At 74.3% G+C, this 16,408-nt stretch carries 14 protein-coding genes; 4 read left to right on the top strand and 10 right to left on the bottom strand.

Features of this window, described 5'->3' with window-relative positions; translation table 11 throughout:
• Positions 1-24 precede the first annotated feature (24 nt).
• Genes EFE23_RS02330 through EFE23_RS02315 form a run of 4 tightly spaced genes read right to left on the bottom strand, consistent with a single transcriptional unit; the run spans position 25 to position 3,386 of the window.
• Complete coding sequence (locus EFE23_RS02330) at positions 25-987, bottom strand: GNAT family N-acetyltransferase (RefSeq protein WP_123239205.1); 963 nt, start codon at positions 985-987, stop codon at positions 25-27.
• A 41-nt stretch (positions 988-1,028) separates the two neighbouring features.
• Positions 1,029-1,769 carry an SCO6745 family protein gene (locus EFE23_RS02325; protein ID WP_123239204.1) on the bottom strand — a complete coding sequence of 247 codons (741 nt, stop codon included), beginning with the start codon at positions 1,767-1,769 and terminating at the stop codon, positions 1,029-1,031.
• A 43-nt stretch (positions 1,770-1,812) separates the two neighbouring features.
• Positions 1,813-2,751, bottom strand: coding sequence for a hypothetical protein (locus EFE23_RS02320; protein ID WP_123239203.1), 939 nt, complete (start codon positions 2,749-2,751; stop codon positions 1,813-1,815).
• A 5-nt stretch (positions 2,752-2,756) separates the two neighbouring features.
• Positions 2,757-3,386 carry an MBL fold metallo-hydrolase gene (locus EFE23_RS02315; protein ID WP_123239202.1) on the bottom strand — a complete coding sequence of 210 codons (630 nt, stop codon included), beginning with the start codon at positions 3,384-3,386 and terminating at the stop codon, positions 2,757-2,759.
• A 121-nt stretch (positions 3,387-3,507) separates the two neighbouring features.
• Here EFE23_RS02315 and EFE23_RS02310 point away from each other — a divergent pair, with 121 nt between their 5' ends.
• Positions 3,508-4,524 carry a DUF4349 domain-containing protein gene (locus tag EFE23_RS02310; RefSeq protein WP_123239201.1) on the top strand — a complete coding sequence of 339 codons (1,017 nt, stop codon included), beginning with the start codon at positions 3,508-3,510 and terminating at the stop codon, positions 4,522-4,524.
• Here EFE23_RS02310 and EFE23_RS02305 read toward each other — a convergent pair.
• On the bottom strand, positions 4,481-5,740 hold the full coding sequence (locus EFE23_RS02305; RefSeq protein WP_123239200.1) for an amidohydrolase: 1,260 nt from the start codon (positions 5,738-5,740) through the stop codon (positions 4,481-4,483). The two genes, EFE23_RS02310 and EFE23_RS02305, sit on opposite strands and share 44 nt — an antisense overlap.
• Positions 5,741-6,467: 727 nt before the next feature.
• Positions 6,468-8,051 (bottom strand): acyl-CoA mutase large subunit family protein, encoded by a 1,584-nt coding sequence (locus EFE23_RS02300; RefSeq protein ID WP_123239199.1) that lies wholly within the window; start codon positions 8,049-8,051, stop codon positions 6,468-6,470.
• Positions 8,052-8,259: 208 nt separating this feature from the next.
• Between EFE23_RS02300 and EFE23_RS02295 the strand changes: the two genes are divergently transcribed.
• On the top strand, positions 8,260-10,311 hold the full coding sequence (locus tag EFE23_RS02295; protein WP_123239198.1) for a serine/threonine-protein kinase: 2,052 nt from the start codon (positions 8,260-8,262) through the stop codon (positions 10,309-10,311).
• Positions 10,312-10,360: 49 nt separating this feature from the next.
• The gene (locus tag EFE23_RS02290) at positions 10,361-12,034 is read left to right on the top strand and encodes a phospho-sugar mutase (protein WP_123239197.1); all 1,674 of its coding nucleotides are present in this window, start codon (positions 10,361-10,363) and stop codon (positions 12,032-12,034) included.
• Positions 12,035-12,139: 105 nt separating this feature from the next.
• On the opposite strand, the gene EFE23_RS02285 is transcribed toward EFE23_RS02290, so the two are convergent.
• The 4 genes from EFE23_RS02285 to upp all read right to left on the bottom strand — a co-directional run bounded on the left by EFE23_RS02285 (position 12,140) and on the right by upp (position 15,311).
• Positions 12,140-12,817, bottom strand: a complete 678-nt coding sequence (locus EFE23_RS02285; RefSeq protein ID WP_123239196.1) for a GOLPH3/VPS74 family protein — start codon at positions 12,815-12,817, stop codon at positions 12,140-12,142.
• Positions 12,818-12,925: 108 nt separating this feature from the next.
• Entirely contained in the window at positions 12,926-13,966 is a 1,041-nt protein-coding gene (locus EFE23_RS02280; RefSeq protein WP_123239195.1) for a CU044_5270 family protein, read from the bottom strand.
• A gap of 28 nt (positions 13,967-13,994) precedes the next feature.
• Positions 13,995-14,534 carry an RNA polymerase sigma factor gene (locus EFE23_RS02275; protein WP_123239194.1) on the bottom strand — a complete coding sequence of 180 codons (540 nt, stop codon included), beginning with the start codon at positions 14,532-14,534 and terminating at the stop codon, positions 13,995-13,997.
• Positions 14,535-14,678: 144 nt separating this feature from the next.
• Positions 14,679-15,311: a uracil phosphoribosyltransferase gene (gene upp, locus EFE23_RS02270; RefSeq protein WP_123239193.1), complete on the bottom strand. Its 633-nt coding sequence runs from the start codon at positions 15,309-15,311 to the stop codon at positions 14,679-14,681.
• A 136-nt stretch (positions 15,312-15,447) separates the two neighbouring features.
• On the opposite strand from upp, the gene deoC reads away from it, so the two are divergent.
• Positions 15,448-16,407, top strand: coding sequence for a deoxyribose-phosphate aldolase (deoC, locus tag EFE23_RS02265; RefSeq protein WP_123239192.1), 960 nt, complete (start codon positions 15,448-15,450; stop codon positions 16,405-16,407).
• Position 16,408: the final 1 nt, after the last annotated feature.

Here is a 16,408-nt window from a genome sequence, read left to right as displayed (position 1 = left end):
CGACCCCGGAGCGCGGGTCGCGGGTCACACCGCCGTGGCGGTGACCACCCGCTCGTACATGTCGGTCCAGCGCCCCTCGCGCAGCCCGACGGAGCGGTAGAGGGTCACCGGGACGGTCGGGTTGGCCAGGTCGACCCCGAGCCCGGCACCGCTGCGGCCCTTCGCCGCGAAGACCGCGAAGGCCCGCCGCAGCAGCGCCGCCCCCACCCCGCGCCGCCGGTACGTCGGCAGCACCGAGAGCGTGCGGACCCAGCCCATGTCCTGGTCCACCGCCTGGTCGGAGGATTGCAGGGCACCGGCGGGGACCCCGTCCACCTCGGCGATGAACCACTCGTCCCAGACCTTGCCGTACGACGGGAGCATCTCCCGCCACTGGTCGAAGCCGAGCGGCTCGTAGTCCGGGGTGTCCCGGAACGCGGTGTCGAAGATCCGGTGGAACTCGCGCAGGTCCGCCTCGTCGTCGGGACGCAACGGCCGGACGGTCACCCCGGCCGGGGGCGACGGTTCGGCGGGCAGGTCGGCCAGCGAGCGGGTCATCCGCAGGTACCGCTTGACCAGGGTGAAGCCCGCCTCGGCCAGCTCGCCCGCCCACCGGGTCTCCGGGGCGAAGGCGGCGGTACGGGCGGTGAGCGCGGGCAGGCCACGTTCGGCGGCCCGCTCGGCGACCCGGTCGAGCAGCCGCGCCAGCAGCGGGGCGCGCAGCTCGGCCCCGCGCTCCGGGTCGACGTAGACCTCGACGAACTCCCGGCCCACCCCGGTCGGGTTGCTCAGGATCGTCCAGCCGGCCGCGACCCCGTCCGGGTCGGTGACCAGCCACGAGTCGCGGGTCATGTCGACGAAGGGGGCGGTCAGCGCGTCGCGGACGTCCTCGGCGTCGAAGTCCGGATAGCCGACGGCGAAGGTGTCGGCGGCGTGCACCACCGCCAGGATCGCCGGTACGTCATCGAGGGTGGGGCGGCGGGCGGTCCAGCCGGCGGGAAGCGTCACGTCGGCGATCCTGGCAGGCCGTCCGCGACGGCGCCGCTGATTTATCGGCCGCGCACGTGGAGGCGCGCGGCGGTGAGCAGGTTGAGCAGTTCCGCTCCCTCGCCGGGACCGAGCGCCCGGAACGCGGTCGAGGCGAGCCGGTCGGTCACCGCCTCGGCCCAGAGCCGCCGCCGGACCAGCGGCCCCACCGGCGGGTACGGCGGCGACCAGCCGCAGGCCGCGGCCCCCGCCTCCCCCTCCGGGCCGGCCAGCACCGCCTCCAGCGGGGTCATCCCGGCGGCCCGCACGGCGAGCAGGTGGGCCCCGGCGAAGTGCTCGCGGAGCAGCAGCAGCCCGACCGCCACCCGGGCCCCCGGCGAGCGGTCCGGGACCGGCATGGCCCGCCAGGCCGCGAAGAGCGGCATCCCGCTGCCGTCGGCCGCGTCGACCGTCCGTCCGAGCAGGGCGGCCAGGCGGGGCGCCTCGGGGGCGTCACCGAGCCGTGCGGCACCCCAGCGGCAGCACTCGGCCAGGTTCGCGCCCGCCACCTCCAGGGGCCGGACGGTACGCGCGGCGGCGTCCCAGCCGTCGGCGACCGCGTCGGGGGCGATGAAGCCGAGTGCGGCGGCGGCCGTCTCGGCCCGTACGTCGCCGAGCGCGCCGGCCCGCCCGGTGATGTAGAAGGCCCAACCGGAGATGCCCAGCAGCCGGGCCCGGCGCAGCGTCGCCGGGCAGCGGGCGAACGCCTCCCCCAGCTCCAGCACCAGGGGCTTGCTGGCGGCGGCGACCTGTTCCGGCGTCACCGGCGCGGCCCCGCCGTCCGTCCACCATGGTCGTCCATCACGCTCAGTCTGCCCGGTGACCACCGTCTGCGGCATCCCCCTCTTCGGTGTCCAGCGCCTCCAGCGCGCCCTCCACCTCCCCGGCCCGTCGGCGGGCCGCGGTGACCGCCCGTTCCGCCCCCCGGCGGGCCAGCTTGGCGCGGCTCAGCTCCTGCTCGGCGACGGCCCGGCGGCGCTCCAGCTCCGCCAGCTCGGTCTCGATCCGGTCCAGGGTGGCGGCTCCGTCCTGCTCGGACCGGGTGGCGTCGGTCAGCTCCCGCTCGGCCCGGCCCTGCTCGTCGCGGGCCTTGGCGAGTTCGCGTTCCAGCGCCCGGCGGCGTTTCGCCCGTTCGGCCCGGGCGGCGCGCTCGGCGGCACGCTCGTCGCGCGCCCGCCGGCTCTCGGCCCGCTCGGCCGCCCGGTCCGGTACGGGTGGCTCCTCGCCGCCCCCGGTGACCAGCCGCAGCTGCGGCCGGGGCACCTCGCCGAAGCCGGCGTAGTGCACGGACCGGAGCAGCCGGCCGGCGCGTACCTGCTCGGCCACCTCGGTGTCGGAGAGCGCGGCGTTGAGGGTCGCCTCCACCTCTCCCAGCGGCAGCTTCCCGGCCGGCGGGGCGCCGGGCTCCGCGGCGGCCAGCTTGCGTACCTCGGCGACGAGGGCGCCGACCACGGCCCGGCGCTGCGCGGACAGCTCGCGCAGTCGGGCGCCGCGCAGCTCGCGCTGGGCGGTCCGCAGCGACTCGGCGAGCTGGGCCAGGTCGGCGACCAGCTCGGGGCGACGGATGGCGAGCAGGTTGACCAGCCAGGCGGCGACGGTGGGCCGGCGCAGCCGGCCGATCTCCCGGGCGGCCTTCGGGTCACCGGACCGGCGCGCCTCGGTCACCGCGGCGTCCCGGGCCGCGACGAACCGGTCCGGTGGCGTCGCGTAGAGCCGCTGGACCAGGTCGGGGGTGGGTCCGGGCACGGCGGTCAGGCGTCGATCCGGGTGCCCGGCTCGAGACGGCGGTAGTCGGTGTTGGACATAGCCGTGTACTGCCGGTTCAGCACGCCTAAGCCGTTGGCGTTGAGCAGCCCGTCGTGCAGCGCGTACGCCCGCCGCGGGGCGACCGCCCGGATGAAGTCGACCACCTCGGAGAACTTGTTCCAGGGCGCGTGGATCGGGGCGAAGAGGGTGTCCACCTGGACGTCGTCCGGGACGACCAGCGAGTCGCCCGGGTGATAGACCACGTCGTTGACGAGGTAGCCCAGGTTCGGGATCACCGGGATGTCCGGGTGGATCACCGCGTGCCGGCCGCCGTACGCCCGGACCGGCACGCCGGCCGCGGTGAACGACTCGCCCGGCGCGACCACGGTCAGCGCCTCGGCCGCGTCGCCGAGGACACCGGCGAGCGAGGCCGGGCCGCGGACCGGCATCGGCCGGCGCTCCAGCGCGCGGGTCAGCGCCTCGACGTTCACGTGGTCCGGGTGCTCGTGCGTGATCAGCACCGCGTCCGCCCCGTCCAGCGCCGCCGGCTCGCTGTAGACGCCGGGGTCCACCACGAGCACTCCCCCGTCGTGCTCGATCCGGAGGCAGGAGTGGGCGTACTTGGTGACCTGCATCGTGACTCCTCGATTATCGAATCGTGACGTCCTGAGCGCAGTCTGCCGGAACCGGCGCGATGGCGCGTCGCGTCCGAGGTATCGGCCCCGGCGCGGGGCCGTCGAGGAGCGGAGCGGGGAGATGAGCGAGCGTCACCGAAATCACGGCCCGAGTGGACGGGTGAGACGCCGCCGCGGGGTGCTGCTGGCCGTGCTGGGACTGGCCGCGGTGCTGGTCACGGCGGGTTGCGGCGCCGACGGCGGAAACAGCGCGTCGGATTCCGGGCGGGCGCCGGCCGCGGGTGGCGCCGCGGACGCGGGCGCGGGTGGAGCCCCGGAGAAGGCAGCGCCCGCCGCGACCGGCTCGGGCGGGGCGGACCTGCGGGTGGACCAACGGTCCATCATCTACACCGGGACCATGCAGGTCCGGGTGGAGGATGTGGACCGGGCGGCCCGGGAGGCGACCGACCGGGTGCGGGCGGCCGGCGGATTCGTCGGCGGTGACCAGCGCAGCAGCGAGTCCTCAGACGCCCGGGCCGAGCTGACCCTGCGGGTGCCGGCGGACCGGTTCACCACGGTCATCGACCAGCTGGCCGGGCTCGGCAAACAGGAGCGGCGCGAGATCCACACCCAGGACGTCACCGAGGAGACCGTGGACCTGGACGCCCGGATCGCCACCCAGCGCGCCCGGGTGGACAGCGCCCGGAAGCTGCTGGCCCGGGCCACCACGATCAACGAGCTGGTCTCGCTGGAGAACGAGGTGGGCCGGCGGGAGGCCGACCTGGCGTCGCTGGAGGCGAAGAAGCGCCGGCTGTCCGACCTGACCGCGCTCTCCACGATCACGGTCACCTTCCTCGGCCCGGACCAGACCACCGCCGACGAGGGGCCCGAACTCGGCTTCCTGGTGGGGTTGAAGGGCGGCTGGGACGTCTTCGTCACCACGTTCTTCGTGCTGCTCACCGTGCTGGGCGCGCTGCTGCCGTTCGCGCTGGTGATCGGCGTACCGGTGGTGCTGCTGGTCCGGCGGGCCCGCCGCCGGCGGGCCCGGCGCGGGCCGCCGGCCGGACCGGCCCCGATGGTGCCGGGACCGGCCGGTCCGGTGGGTGGTCCGGCGCCTAGCGGGCCGCCGCCAGTGCCCGCAACGCGGTCTGCACCATGAGGCGTACGCCGACTCCGATGGCGCGCTCGTCCACGTCGAACGAGGCCCGGTGCAGGTCCACGTTGGGCCCGTTCCGGCCGACCCCGAGGCGGGCGAGCGCGCCCGGCACGTGCTCCAGGTACCAGGAGAAGTCCTCGCCGCCCATGCTCTGCGGGGTCTCCGCGATCCCCTCGGGGCCGAGGGCGGCGGCGGTGGCGGCGGTGAGCACACCGATCGCCCGGGCGTCGTTGGTCACCGGCGGCCGGCCACGCAGGTACTCCAGGTCCACGGTGGCCCCGGTCGGCGCGATGACGTCGCGGACCACCTGAGCCACGATCTTCGGGGCCTGGTCCCAGGTGTCGCGGTCCATCACCCGCAGGGTGCCGGCGGCGCACGCCTCGGACGGGATGACGTTGTAGCGGGTGCCGGCCGAGGCGTGGCCGAACACCAGCAGCAGCCCGCTGTTGGCCGGCACCCGGCGGCTGACCAGGGTCGGCACCTCGGTGACCAGCCGGCCGAGCGCGTCGACCAGGTCGACCGTCAGGTGCGGCCGGGCGGTGTGCCCGCCGGGGCCGGTGAGCCGGACGGTCACGTTGTCGGCGGCGGCGGTGATCGGGCCGACCCGCAGGCCGACCTTGCCGACCGGCAGGTTCGGATCGCAGTGCACGGCGAAGATCTGCACGACGTCGTCCAGGCCACCGGCCTCGATGACCTCCAGCGAGCCGCAGGGCAGGATCTCCTCGGCCGGCTGGAAGATGAGCCGGACCCGGCCGTCGAGCTGGCCGAGGTCGGCGAGCTGGGCCAGCAGCATGCCGACCCCGAGCATCACCGTGGTGTGCACGTCGTGCCCGCAGGCGTGGCAGACCCCGTCCACGGTGGACCGGTACGGCACGTCCTTCGGGTCGGTCAGCGGCAGCGCGTCGATGTCGGCGCGAAGCGCGATCACCGGGCCGTCCGGCCGCCCGTCGATGTCGCAGATGACGCCGTTGCCCTTGGGGAGCAGTCGCGGGTTGAGCCCGGCGAGCGAGAGTTCCCGGTGGATCAGGGCGGCCGTCTCGAACTCCTCGCCCGACAGCTCCGGGTGGGAGTGAATGTGACGGCGGGTGGCGATGAGCCCGGGTACCCGGAGGGCGAGCAGGTGGTCCAGCTCGAAGGGCAACGGTTGGGACCCGGATGGCGTCTCCGGCCAGGACGACGCCAGTGTGCTGCCGGAAGGCAGCGTCAACGCACTCGTCACGTCGAATTCTCGATCACTAGAGATGGATGGATCTTCGGGGAGAACAGCAGACAGCCTAGACCTTCGGCGGTGACGCTGTGCAACATCTTTCGCGTAGCGGTCGGAGCGCACAGCGTCACGAATGCCCTGGTGGGAGGGCTCGAATATCTGCGGGACAGCAGGTAGATCGGGGTTGAGCGCCGTCATCTGTCCCACACCTCCTACAACGCGTAACCGATTCAGCGGTCACAAATTTCCGGCCGCCGTTCCGAATTGTCGCATTAGTCGCGGCAATTAACTGCCGCTCCGACAATTGCGCGACAACGGTCCGCCGCCGGGCGACTCCCGACGGTGACATGCCGGACCGAACCGCGACCGCACACGCTGTCCGTCCCGATCACCCGATCGGGTTACCCACATTCCGACCGACCACTCCGGCTCGGCGTGTCTGTCGGCACGCCCCGATCCGCAGCGGTCGTCCGCACCCGTGCCCCGGCGGCGGGCCGCACCGCTGCGACCCGGGGTCGGGCCGGGCGGCGTCGCCCGGGGGTCCGCACCGAAGGTGCCGACGGGCGGGCCGGCCGGCACCCTCGCAGCGCCGCCCGCACGTGGGGAGACCATCGACTGTACGCCCGCGCGGAGCCTCCTGGCGAGAGCATCCGCCCAGCTCAGGGGTCACCCCTAACGACGGCGGCGGCCCGCGCCGGGCACCGGGGAAGGTGCCGGCACGGGCCGCCGCCGGAGCAGGTCAGAACCGGTCGCTCGGCCGGTACGTCCCCCACACGTCGCGTAGCGTCCCGCAGACCTCGCCGACGGTGGCCTTGGCGCGCAGCGCCTCCTTCATCGGGTAGAGCACGTTGGCGTCGCCCTCGGCGGCGGCACGCAGCTCGGCCAGCGCCCGCTCGACCGCGCCGGCGTCCCGCTCGGCACGCAGCTTGGCCAGCCGCTCCGCCTGGGCGGCCTCGATCGCCGGGTCCACCCGCAGCGGCTCGTACGGCTCCTCCTCGTCGATCTGGAACCGGTTGAGCCCGACCACCACCCGCTCGGCGGAGTCGATCTCCTGCGCGATCCGGTACGCGGACTGCTCGATCTCCCGCTTCTGGAAGCCGGCCTCGATCGCGTCCACCGCCGAGCCGTGGTCGAAGACCCGCTGCATCAGCTCGTCGGCGGCCGCCTCGATCTCGGCGGTCATCGCCTCCACCACGTACGACCCGGCGAACGGGTCCACCGTGGCGGTCAGGTCCGTCTCGTACGCCAGCACCTGCTGGGTGCGCAGGGCCAACCGGGCCGCCTTCTCGGTGGGCAGCGCGATCGCCTCGTCGAAGCTGTTGGTGTGCAGCGACTGGGTGCCGCCGAGCACCGCGCCGAGGCCCTGGATCGCCACCCGGACCAGGTTCACCTCCGGCTGCTGGGCGGTGAGCTGCACGCCGGCGGTCTGGGTGTGGAACCGCAGCATCATCGACTTCGGATTCTTCGCGCCGAACTCGTCGCGCATCAGCCGGGCCCAGATCCGCCGGGCCGCCCGGAACTTGGCGACCTCCTCCAGCAGGGTGGTGCGCGCGACGAAGAAGAACGACAGCCGGGGGGCGAAGTCGTCCACGGCCAGCCCGGCCGCCAGCGCCGCGCGGACGTACTCCACGCCGTTGGCCAGGGTGAACGCGATCTCCTGGGCGGGCGTCGCGCCGGCCTCCGCCATGTGGTAGCCGGAGATGGAGATGGTGTTCCACTTCGGCACCTCCTTGCGGCAGTACGCGAAGGTGTCGGCGACCAGCCGCAGCGACGGCTTCGGCGGGAAGATGTACGTCCCCCGGGCGATGTACTCCTTGAGGATGTCGTTCTGGATGGTGCCGTTGAGCGCCGAGCCCGGCACCCCGGCCTCCTCGGCGACGAGCTGGTAGAGCAGCAGCAGCACCGAGCCGGGCGCGTTGATGGTCATCGAGGTGGAGACCTTGTCCAGCGGGATGCCGTCGAACAGCAGCCGCATGTCCTCGATGGAGTCGATGGCGACGCCGACCTTGCCCACCTCGCCGTGCGCGATCGGGTCGTCGGAGTCGTAGCCCATCTGGGTGGGCAGGTCGAACGCGACGGAGAGGCCCATCGTGCCGGCGCGCAGCAGCTGATGGTAGCGCGCGTTGGACTCGGTGGCCGTGCCGAAGCCGGCGTACTGCCGCATGGTCCACGGGCGGGAGGTGTACATCGTCGGGTAGACCCCGCGGGTGTACGGGAACTCGCCCGGGGCACCCAGCCGCTCCGCCAGTTCCCCGGGCAGGTCCTCCCCCGTGTAGACGCCCTTGATCGGGAAACCGGACTCGCTCGACCGCCGTTCGCTCATCCCCGGATGGTAGGACGCGGGAGGACATCGATGAGTGAGGGATTCCGCACATTCGGGGATGGCACCGGGGGCGGCCGGCCGGTGAGTAGCCGGCCACGTACGGTCGAGTAGGTAAAGCTCCGCCGCGTCGGGTTTCGCATCGGCCGTCGGAACCAGCAAGATAGGGGGGTTGTGTCCCAGCCCCCTCGATATCCCCGGTGGCTTTTCTGTGACTCAGATCCCGACGTGGAGCGGCGGACCGGTCAGTCCCCCCACTGGACGCGCGGCACCCGGCACCACCATCGGTGGTCGCTACTCGCTGCGCTCGCCGGTGGGCAACGGCGGCATGGGCACGGTCTGGCGCGCGACAGACACCCTGCTGCGCCGTGACGTGGCGGTGAAGGAGGTCGTCCTCCCGCCCGGCCTGGCGCCCAGCGACCGCGACGCGATGTACGAGCGGACCCTGCGCGAGGCCCGCGCCGCGGCCGCGATCCAGCACCCGGCCGTGGTCCAGGTGTACGACGTGGTGACCGAGGGCGGCCGCCCGTGGATCGTGATGGAGCTGCTGGACGCCCGCAGCCTCGCCGACATGGTGATCGAGGACGGGCCGGTGGCGCCCCGGGCGGTCGCCAAGATCGGCATCGCGCTGCTCGGCGCCCTGGAGGTGGCGCACGCGATCGGCGTGCTGCACCGTGACGTCAAGCCGGCCAACGTGCTGATCTGCACCGACGGCCGCTGCGTGCTGACCGACTTCGGCGTCGCCCGGATGCCGACCGATGTGCAGCTCACCACCCCCGGCATGGTGCTCGGCTCGCCACACTTCATCTCGCCCGAGCGGGCCATGGGCCAGGACTTCGGCCCGCCCAGCGACCTCTTCTCGCTCGGCGTCACCCTCTACACCGCGGTCGAGGGGCGTCCCCCGTTCGACAAGGGCGACCCGATCGAGACCATGCACGCCGTGGTCGAGGACCCGCCGGCCACCCCGCAGCGCAGCGGCCCGCTGACCCGGGTGCTGATGGGCCTGCTGGAGAAGGACCCGGCCCGCCGGCTGGACGTGCACACCGCCCGCGGCATGCTCCGCGAACTCCTCGCCGGCCCGCTGACCAGCAACAACACCGCGGTCAACTCGGTCACCGACCCGTACGCGGTAGTGCCGGTGCAGCGCCCGTCCGCGCCGCCGCCGGCCGCTCCCGAGCCAAAGCCGACCGGGCAGATCGGCGGCCGGGCGATGATCGGCCCCGGTGAGTCGCTGACCGACCGCCTCGCCGCCCTGCGCCGGGGCGAGCGTCCCGCGCCGGCGGGGGCCGCCGGCGCCGCGCTCGACGAGACCAGCGCCGACGCGCTGGCCGGCCCGCTGCACACCCCCACCGGCGCGATGCCGTCCGGCGCGCCGGAGGCGACCCAGCGCATCTCGCCGGACGCCACCCAGCGGCTGGGGGTCGGCGGCGCGCCGGACGCGATCCAGCGGCTCACGCCGGGCGTCCGGCCGGAAGCCACCCAGCGGATCAGCACCGGCCACCCGGATGCGACCCAGCCGGTCTACGGCCGCGGCGTCGAGGCCACCCAAGCGGTGTACGGGGGCAACCAGTGGTCGGTTCCCGGCACCGGGCAACCGTGGGCGGCCCCGGCTCCGGCCGGCCGTCCCGGCAAGGGCAGGGGCCTCGGCCAGCTCGTCGACACGGTCAAGGGCTGGCCGCGCAAGGTCCAGCTCGCGACGGCCGGGGGCGTGGCCGTGCTGCTGCTGGTCGGCGTGATCGCCCTCGCCGGTGGCGGCGACGACAGCCCACCGCCGATCGTGACCTCGCTGCCCACCGGGTCCGCGCCGGCCGCGCCCCCGGTGGACATGGAGGAGCAGTCGGTCAAGGGCGTCACCCTCCAGGTCCCGAAGGGCTGGGACAAGAACACCGGCGGCGTCTTCGTCGACTTCGTCGACCCGAAGCAGGACGGCCGGAAGGTGCGCGTCCTCGCCGAGAAGTGGGGCGGCACCTCGACCAGCTGGGCCGAGTTCGCCTCGCGCAATCTGCGGGACAAGAGCAAGTCCTGCGCCAAGCCGTACGAGCAGCTCGCCATGACCGAGACGAAGCTGGCCGACAAGCCGGCCGCCGAGTTCGAGTACACCTGCGGTGACGGCGACAGCAAGCGGCACGGGGTGTGGCGGGGCGTCGTGCAGGACGGCAAGGTCTACTCGTTCTACCTGACCGCCAACGACGCCGACTTCGCCGCCAGCAGGCCGATCTTCGACGCGATGGCGAGCTCGTTCAAGTTCGGCGAGGACAACTGAGTCGAGGCCGACGGGCAGTGGTGATCCGCCGCCGTGCTATCAAGGGGCAATGGCGGCGGACATCACCGATCTCGACGAACTTCGCGAACAGGCCCGGCGGTGGCTCGACGACGACCCCGACCCGGCCAGCCGCGACGAGCTGCGCGCCGTCCTGGAGGGCCTGCCGGGCAGCGGACCCGAGCTGGCCGACCGGTTCGCCGGGCCGCTGACCTTCGGCACGGCCGGGCTGCGCGGCCCGCTGCGCGCCGGCCCGAACGGCATGAACCTCGCGGTGGTCACCCAGGCCGCCGCCGGACTGGTCGGCTGGCTCGCCGAGCAGGGCGGTGACGGCCCGCTGGTGATCGGGTACGACGCCCGGCACGGCTCCCGGGCCTTCGCCGAGCGCACCGCCCAGGTCGCCACCGGCGCGGGCCGCCCGGCCCTGCTGCTGCCCCGCCCGCTGCCCACCCCGGTGCTCGCGTACGCGGTGCGGCACCTCGGCGCGGTGGCCGGCGTGATGGTCACCGCCAGCCACAACCCTCCCCAGGACAACGGCTACAAGGTCTACCTGGGCGCCGGGCTCGGCGGGGAACTCGGGGCGGGCGCGCAGATCGTGCCGCCGGCCGACGCCGGCATCGAGGCCGCCATCCGGGCGGTCGGGCCGCTGGCCCGGGTGCCGCTCGGCCCGGCCGGCGAGGTGCTCGGCGACGACCTGGTGGCCGCGTACGTGGACCGGGCCGCCGAGGTGGTCGACCCGACCGGCCCGCGCGACCTGAAGGTGGCGTACACCCCGCTGCACGGCGTCGGGGCCGCGGTGCTGACCGCCGCCTTCGCCCGGGCCGGGTTCGCCGTCCCGGGCGTGGTGCCCGAGCAGGCCGAGCCGGATCCGGCCTTCCCGACCGTGAGCTTCCCCAACCCGGAGGAGCCGGGCGCGGTCGACCGGCTCGTCGCGCTCGCCGGTACGACCGGGGCGGACCTCGCCATCGCCAACGACCCGGACGCGGACCGCTGCGCGGTGGCCGTCCCCGACGCGGCGAGCGCCAGCGGCTGGCGGATGCTGCGCGGGGACGAGGTGGGCGCCCTGCTCGCCGACCACCTGATGCGGCGCGGTGTCACCGGCCTGTACGCCACCACCATCGTGTCGTCGTCCCTGCTGCGGGCGATGTGCGCCGCCCGGGGCCTGCCGTACGACGAGACGCTGACCGGATTCAAGTGGATCGTCCGGGCCGGTGGCGGGGCCCAGCCGCTGGTCTTCGGCTACGAGGAGGCGCTCGGCTACTGCGTCGCCCCGGAGCACGTCCGCGACAAGGACGGCATCACGGCGGCGCTGACCGTCGCCGAACTGGCCGCCGGCCTGAAGGCCCAGGGCCGGACGCTCACCGACCGGCTGGACGAGCTGGCCGCCGAGTTCGGCGTGCACCACACCGACCAGCTCTCCGTCCGAGTGGACGACCTGCGGGTGATCGCGGACATGATGGCCCGGATCCGGGCGGCCACCCCCACCTCGCTGCTCGGACACCCGGTGACCGAGGCCGCCGACCTGCTGCCCGGGGCGGACGTGGTGATCCTGCGCACCGACGCCGCCCGGGTGGTGATCCGCCCGTCCGGCACCGAGCCGAAGCTCAAGGCGTACCTCGAGGTGGTGGAGCCGGTCACGGACGGCGACGTCCCCGCCGCCCGCACCCGCGCGGCCGCCGCCGCCTCCACCCTCCGCACCGAGATCGCCCAGGCCCTCGGCCGCTGACCCGACCGGGTGATCATGAGGTTAGCGGCATCGGAAACCGCTCTCCGCACCGCTAACCTCATGATCGATCCTGCTTGGGGCGGGGTCGGGTCGGGTGGGGGGGTGTCAGGGGCGCTTGCCTAGGGCGGCGTCGACGGCCTCGGCGAGGGCGGCGATGACCAGGCTGATGGAGGGGCGGACGACGCTGTCGTCCAGGCTCACCTCGCCGGAGAAGCCGGCGCCGCTGGCGATCTCCGCCAGCCGCGTGCGGGCCTCGTCGGCGGCGTTCCCGGTGAGCCCGAGCGCCGGCTCCATCCGCAGCACCGCCACCAGGGTGGCGAGCGCGGCGGTCCGCTCGTCGGGGAGCTGCCCGCTGGTCAGCGCCTCGGCCAGCCGGCGGCGGATGTCGGCCTCGACGGAGGCGTCGGCGACCGGGTACCGGTGCACGTGGATGAAGCCCAGCTCGGTCTCGTCGACGTCCCGCACCACACCGCGCCCGCACAGGTCACCGAGGATCCGGTCGCGCAGGCCGTGCCGCAGCCGCTGCACCCAGGACGACGGGGTGTGCGGGGTGTCGGCGGCGATCTTGGCAAGGACCGCGTCGGCGACGGGCTCGCCGGTCGGGGCCGGGTCGATCACCGCCAGGGAACCCTCGGCGTACGCGATCCGGCCGGCCAGGGCCAGCTCGACCAGCACCGCGGCGGCCATCCCGAGATCCAGGCTGATCCGCGGCATGGTCGCCTTGCCGGTTTCGTCGTCGTAGGCGAGGAGCAGCAACTCTTCGGCGAGCGCAACACCAGTCATGGCCGCAGACGCTAGCGGGTGCGCGCACCCCACGCACGAACTCCCGACCGATGACGCGCCGACCTGCGGCGCGGGCGGGACAGGCGCCCCGCCCGCGCGGCGTCACCGTCAGCCGAGCGTGTCGGTGCGGCGGCCCTCGAGCAGCAGTCCGTAGTGCAGCACCCGGTGCTGCGGGGCCAGCTCCAGGTACTCGTGGGCGAGCAGCTCACCGGTGGCCGGGTCGAAGACCAGCAACATCTGCGCCCGCTCGGGCCGCTCACCCGCCGGCGGCACGAGGTCGGCGGTGACGCCGACACCGGCGCGGCCGGCCCGGTCGACGACCCGTCCCCGCCACACGAAGCCGCGGATGCCGGCCAGGATGCTGAGGATGTCGGCGCGGGTCCGCCGCGGGACCAGGTGCTCGGAGTAGATGCCGTACACCGTCATGGCCACGTCACCGGCCGGCCGGTCGGTCCCGAGCAGGCGGGCGAGCGCCGCCCGGCCGGAGGCCAGCCGCCGGCCGGGCGCCAGGTCCCGGGGCTCCTCGCGGGGCCCTTCGGCGCGCCGGGACCCCGACGGGGCGGGTCTGGGGGTCTGCCTCGTCCAGTAGTCCCGGGACGCCTCGTCGGGGAACTCGATGTCCAGCACGGTCCGGTCGGACCACCGGCGCCCGTCGGCTGTCGTCCAGGTGCGGCGCTCGTCCACGTAGCTGGCCACGTAGCCTTCGGGCGAAAACACGCTCATGCCGCCCCAGGACTTGCTCCGCTGGTAGGCGTAGCGGCCACCGTCGCGGTCGTAGGACGCGTCGGTGAGCTGCCCGGCGAGCGCCCGCAGGTGCGGGCCGGCCGGTTCGCCGTCGGTGGCGATCTCGTAGCCCACCGGCTGGAGCACGGTCCCGCCGCCGGCCGGCTGCGTCGGTCGGGTGGGTGCCGGGTCGCGCCGGAGGATCGGCACCAGGCCGGCGGACGCGACCGCGGCCGCCGCGACGGCCGCACGGACGAGGACCGCCCGGCGGCTCGCCCGCCGACGGGACGGCAGCGCCGCGGAAGACGCCGAGCTCTCGGCGCGGAGGATCAGGTCGTGCGCGGAGAGGGGCGCCGCCGGCACGTCCACGCCACGGGCCGGATCGGCCGGGCCCAGGAGGTCCCGGACCTGCTGCTGCGGGTGCATGCTGCTCCTTTCGTACGTGAGCGGGCACTCAGACATGGGCCGACGCCGGCCGGGGGTCGTTGCGGGGCGGGCGGGTGGCCAGCGTGAAACGGAGTCGTCGCCGGGCCCGGAACAGCCGCACCGCGGCGGCGGACCGGGTGCAGCCCAGCGCGGCGGCCGCGTCCGCCACGCTGAGGTCCTCCCACCCGACCAGCCGGAGGATCTCCTGGTCGGCCTCGGGCAGCGCGCGCAGCGCCCGGCGCAGGTCGAGCACCGGCGCCAGGGCGTCGGGCCCGGCGGGACCGGCCGGCACCTGGTCGGCCTCGCTGAGCGGAAGCAGGGCGGGCGCGGCGCGCCCGTGCCGCCACCGGTTGGCCACGGTGTGCCGGGCGACGGCGTAGAGCCACGGGAGGGCGTGTTCGGGGACCTCGCCGCGCCGCCGCCAGACGACGACGAAGACGTCCTGGGCGAGCTCGGCGGCCGCGTCGGCGTCCGGCAGCCGCCGCAGGCCGTACCGGACGATGTCCGGGTAGTGCGCGGCGTAGAGGCTGGTGAACCAGGCCTCGCCCCGCTCACCCTCGGGTTTCATCTGATCGCTCTCCCGACCGGAGTTCCTGACAGGGACACCGGGTATGTGTCGCGGGCGGGGCGGTTCGTTACCGGCGGACGCGGGACGGGTCCGGAAACGGCACCGCCCCGGCCACGGGCCGGGGCGGTGGGCACGTCTGGAGGATCAGAAGCGGGGCATGCCGCCGAACTGACGGTCGCCGGCGTCGCCGAGGCCGGGGACGATGAACATCCGGTCGTTGAGGCCCTCGTCGATGGACGCGGTGACCAGGCGCAGCGGCAGGCCGCTCCGCTCCAGCCGCTCGATGCCGACGGGCGCGGCGAGCACGCACAGCACCGTGATGTCGGTGCAGCCGCGGTCGGCGAGCAGCCGGCAGCAGTGCTCCAGCGAGCCGCCGGTGGCCAGCATCGGGTCGAGCACCAGCACCGGCAGGCCGCTCAGGTCCCGGGGCAGCGACTCCATGTACGCGCGCGGCTCGTACGTCTGCTCGTCGCGGGCCAGGCCGACGAAGCCCATCGACGACTCGGGCAGCAGGCCGAGCGCGGCGTCGGCCATGCCCAGACCGGCCCGCAGCACCGGAACCAGCAGCGGCGGGTTCGCCAGCCGGGTGCCCTCGGCGGCGGTGACCGGAGTCTGGATCGGGTACTTCTCGACCGGGAACGAGCGCGCGGCCTCGTACACCAGCATCGTGGTGAGTTCGTGCAGCGCGGCCCGGAAGGTCGCCGAGTCGGTCCGGGCGTCCCGCATGGCGGTCAGCCGGGCCTGGGCGAGCGGGTGGTCAATGACGTGTACGTCCACGATCGCTCAACCTACCGCCCGCCGGCCCGGCGCACTGCGGGTGCCGGCTGACCAGCGACGCCGCTCACGTGTGACGCCCGCGTCCACCCCTGCGTGACCAAGATCACCCGACGCGCGGGTGCGTAGTATTCGGAGCATGACGGCGACAGCGACGTCGGCCCGGTCGGACCTCTCCGAGCTGGGACGATCCGAGACCGCTCTGCGGACCTTCCTGCACGGCCTGCCCGGCGTGGACCAGGTCGGCGCGGAGCAGCGGGCGGCACAGCTCGGCACCCGCTCCATCAAGACCACGGCCAAGGCCCAGGCCATCGACCTGGCGATCCGGATGGTCGACCTGACCACCCTCGAAGGGGCCGACACCCCCGGCAAGGTACGCGCGCTCGCCACCAAGGCGCTGCGCCCCGACCCGGCCGACCCGAGCTGCCCGCACGTCGGCGCGGTCTGCGTCTACCCCGCGATGGTCCCGTACGTGGCCGAGGTGCTCCGCGGGTCCGGCGTCCACCTGGCCAGCGTGGCGACCGCCTTCCCGTCCGGCCAGGCCCCCCTCGACGTCAAGCTCGCCGACACCCGGGCCGCGGTCGAGGCCGGCGCCGACGAGATCGACATGGTGATCAACCGGGGTGCCTTCCTGGCCGGCCGGTACCAGGAGGTCTACGACGAGATCGTGGCCACCAAGGAGGCCTGCGGCGACGCGCACCTCAAGGTGATCCTGGAGACCGGCGAGCTGGCCACCTACGACAACGTGCGCCGGGCCTCCTGGCTGGCCATGCTGGCCGGCGGTGACTTCATCAAGACCTCCACCGGCAAGGTGCCGGTCGCGGCCACCCCGCCGGTGACCCTGGTGATGCTGGAGGCGGTCCGCGACTTCCGCGCCGCCACCGGACGGCAGGTCGGCGTGAAGCCGGCCGGCGGCATCAAGACCACCAAGGACGCGATCAAGTACCTGGTCATGGTCAACGAGACCGTCGGCGCGGACTGGCTGGACCCGGACTGGTTCCGGTTCGGCGCGTCCAGCCTGCTGAACGACCTGCTGATGCAGCGCACCAAGCTGACGACCGGCGTCTACGCCGGCCCCGACTACTTCACCCTGGACTGAG

The organism is Micromonospora solifontis (genome assembly GCF_003725545.1).
Lineage (GTDB): Bacteria > Actinomycetota > Actinomycetes > Mycobacteriales > Micromonosporaceae > Micromonospora > Micromonospora solifontis.
The sequence above is the reverse complement of the archived record's forward strand: the minus strand, read 5'-3'. Positions and strand labels throughout refer to the sequence as shown.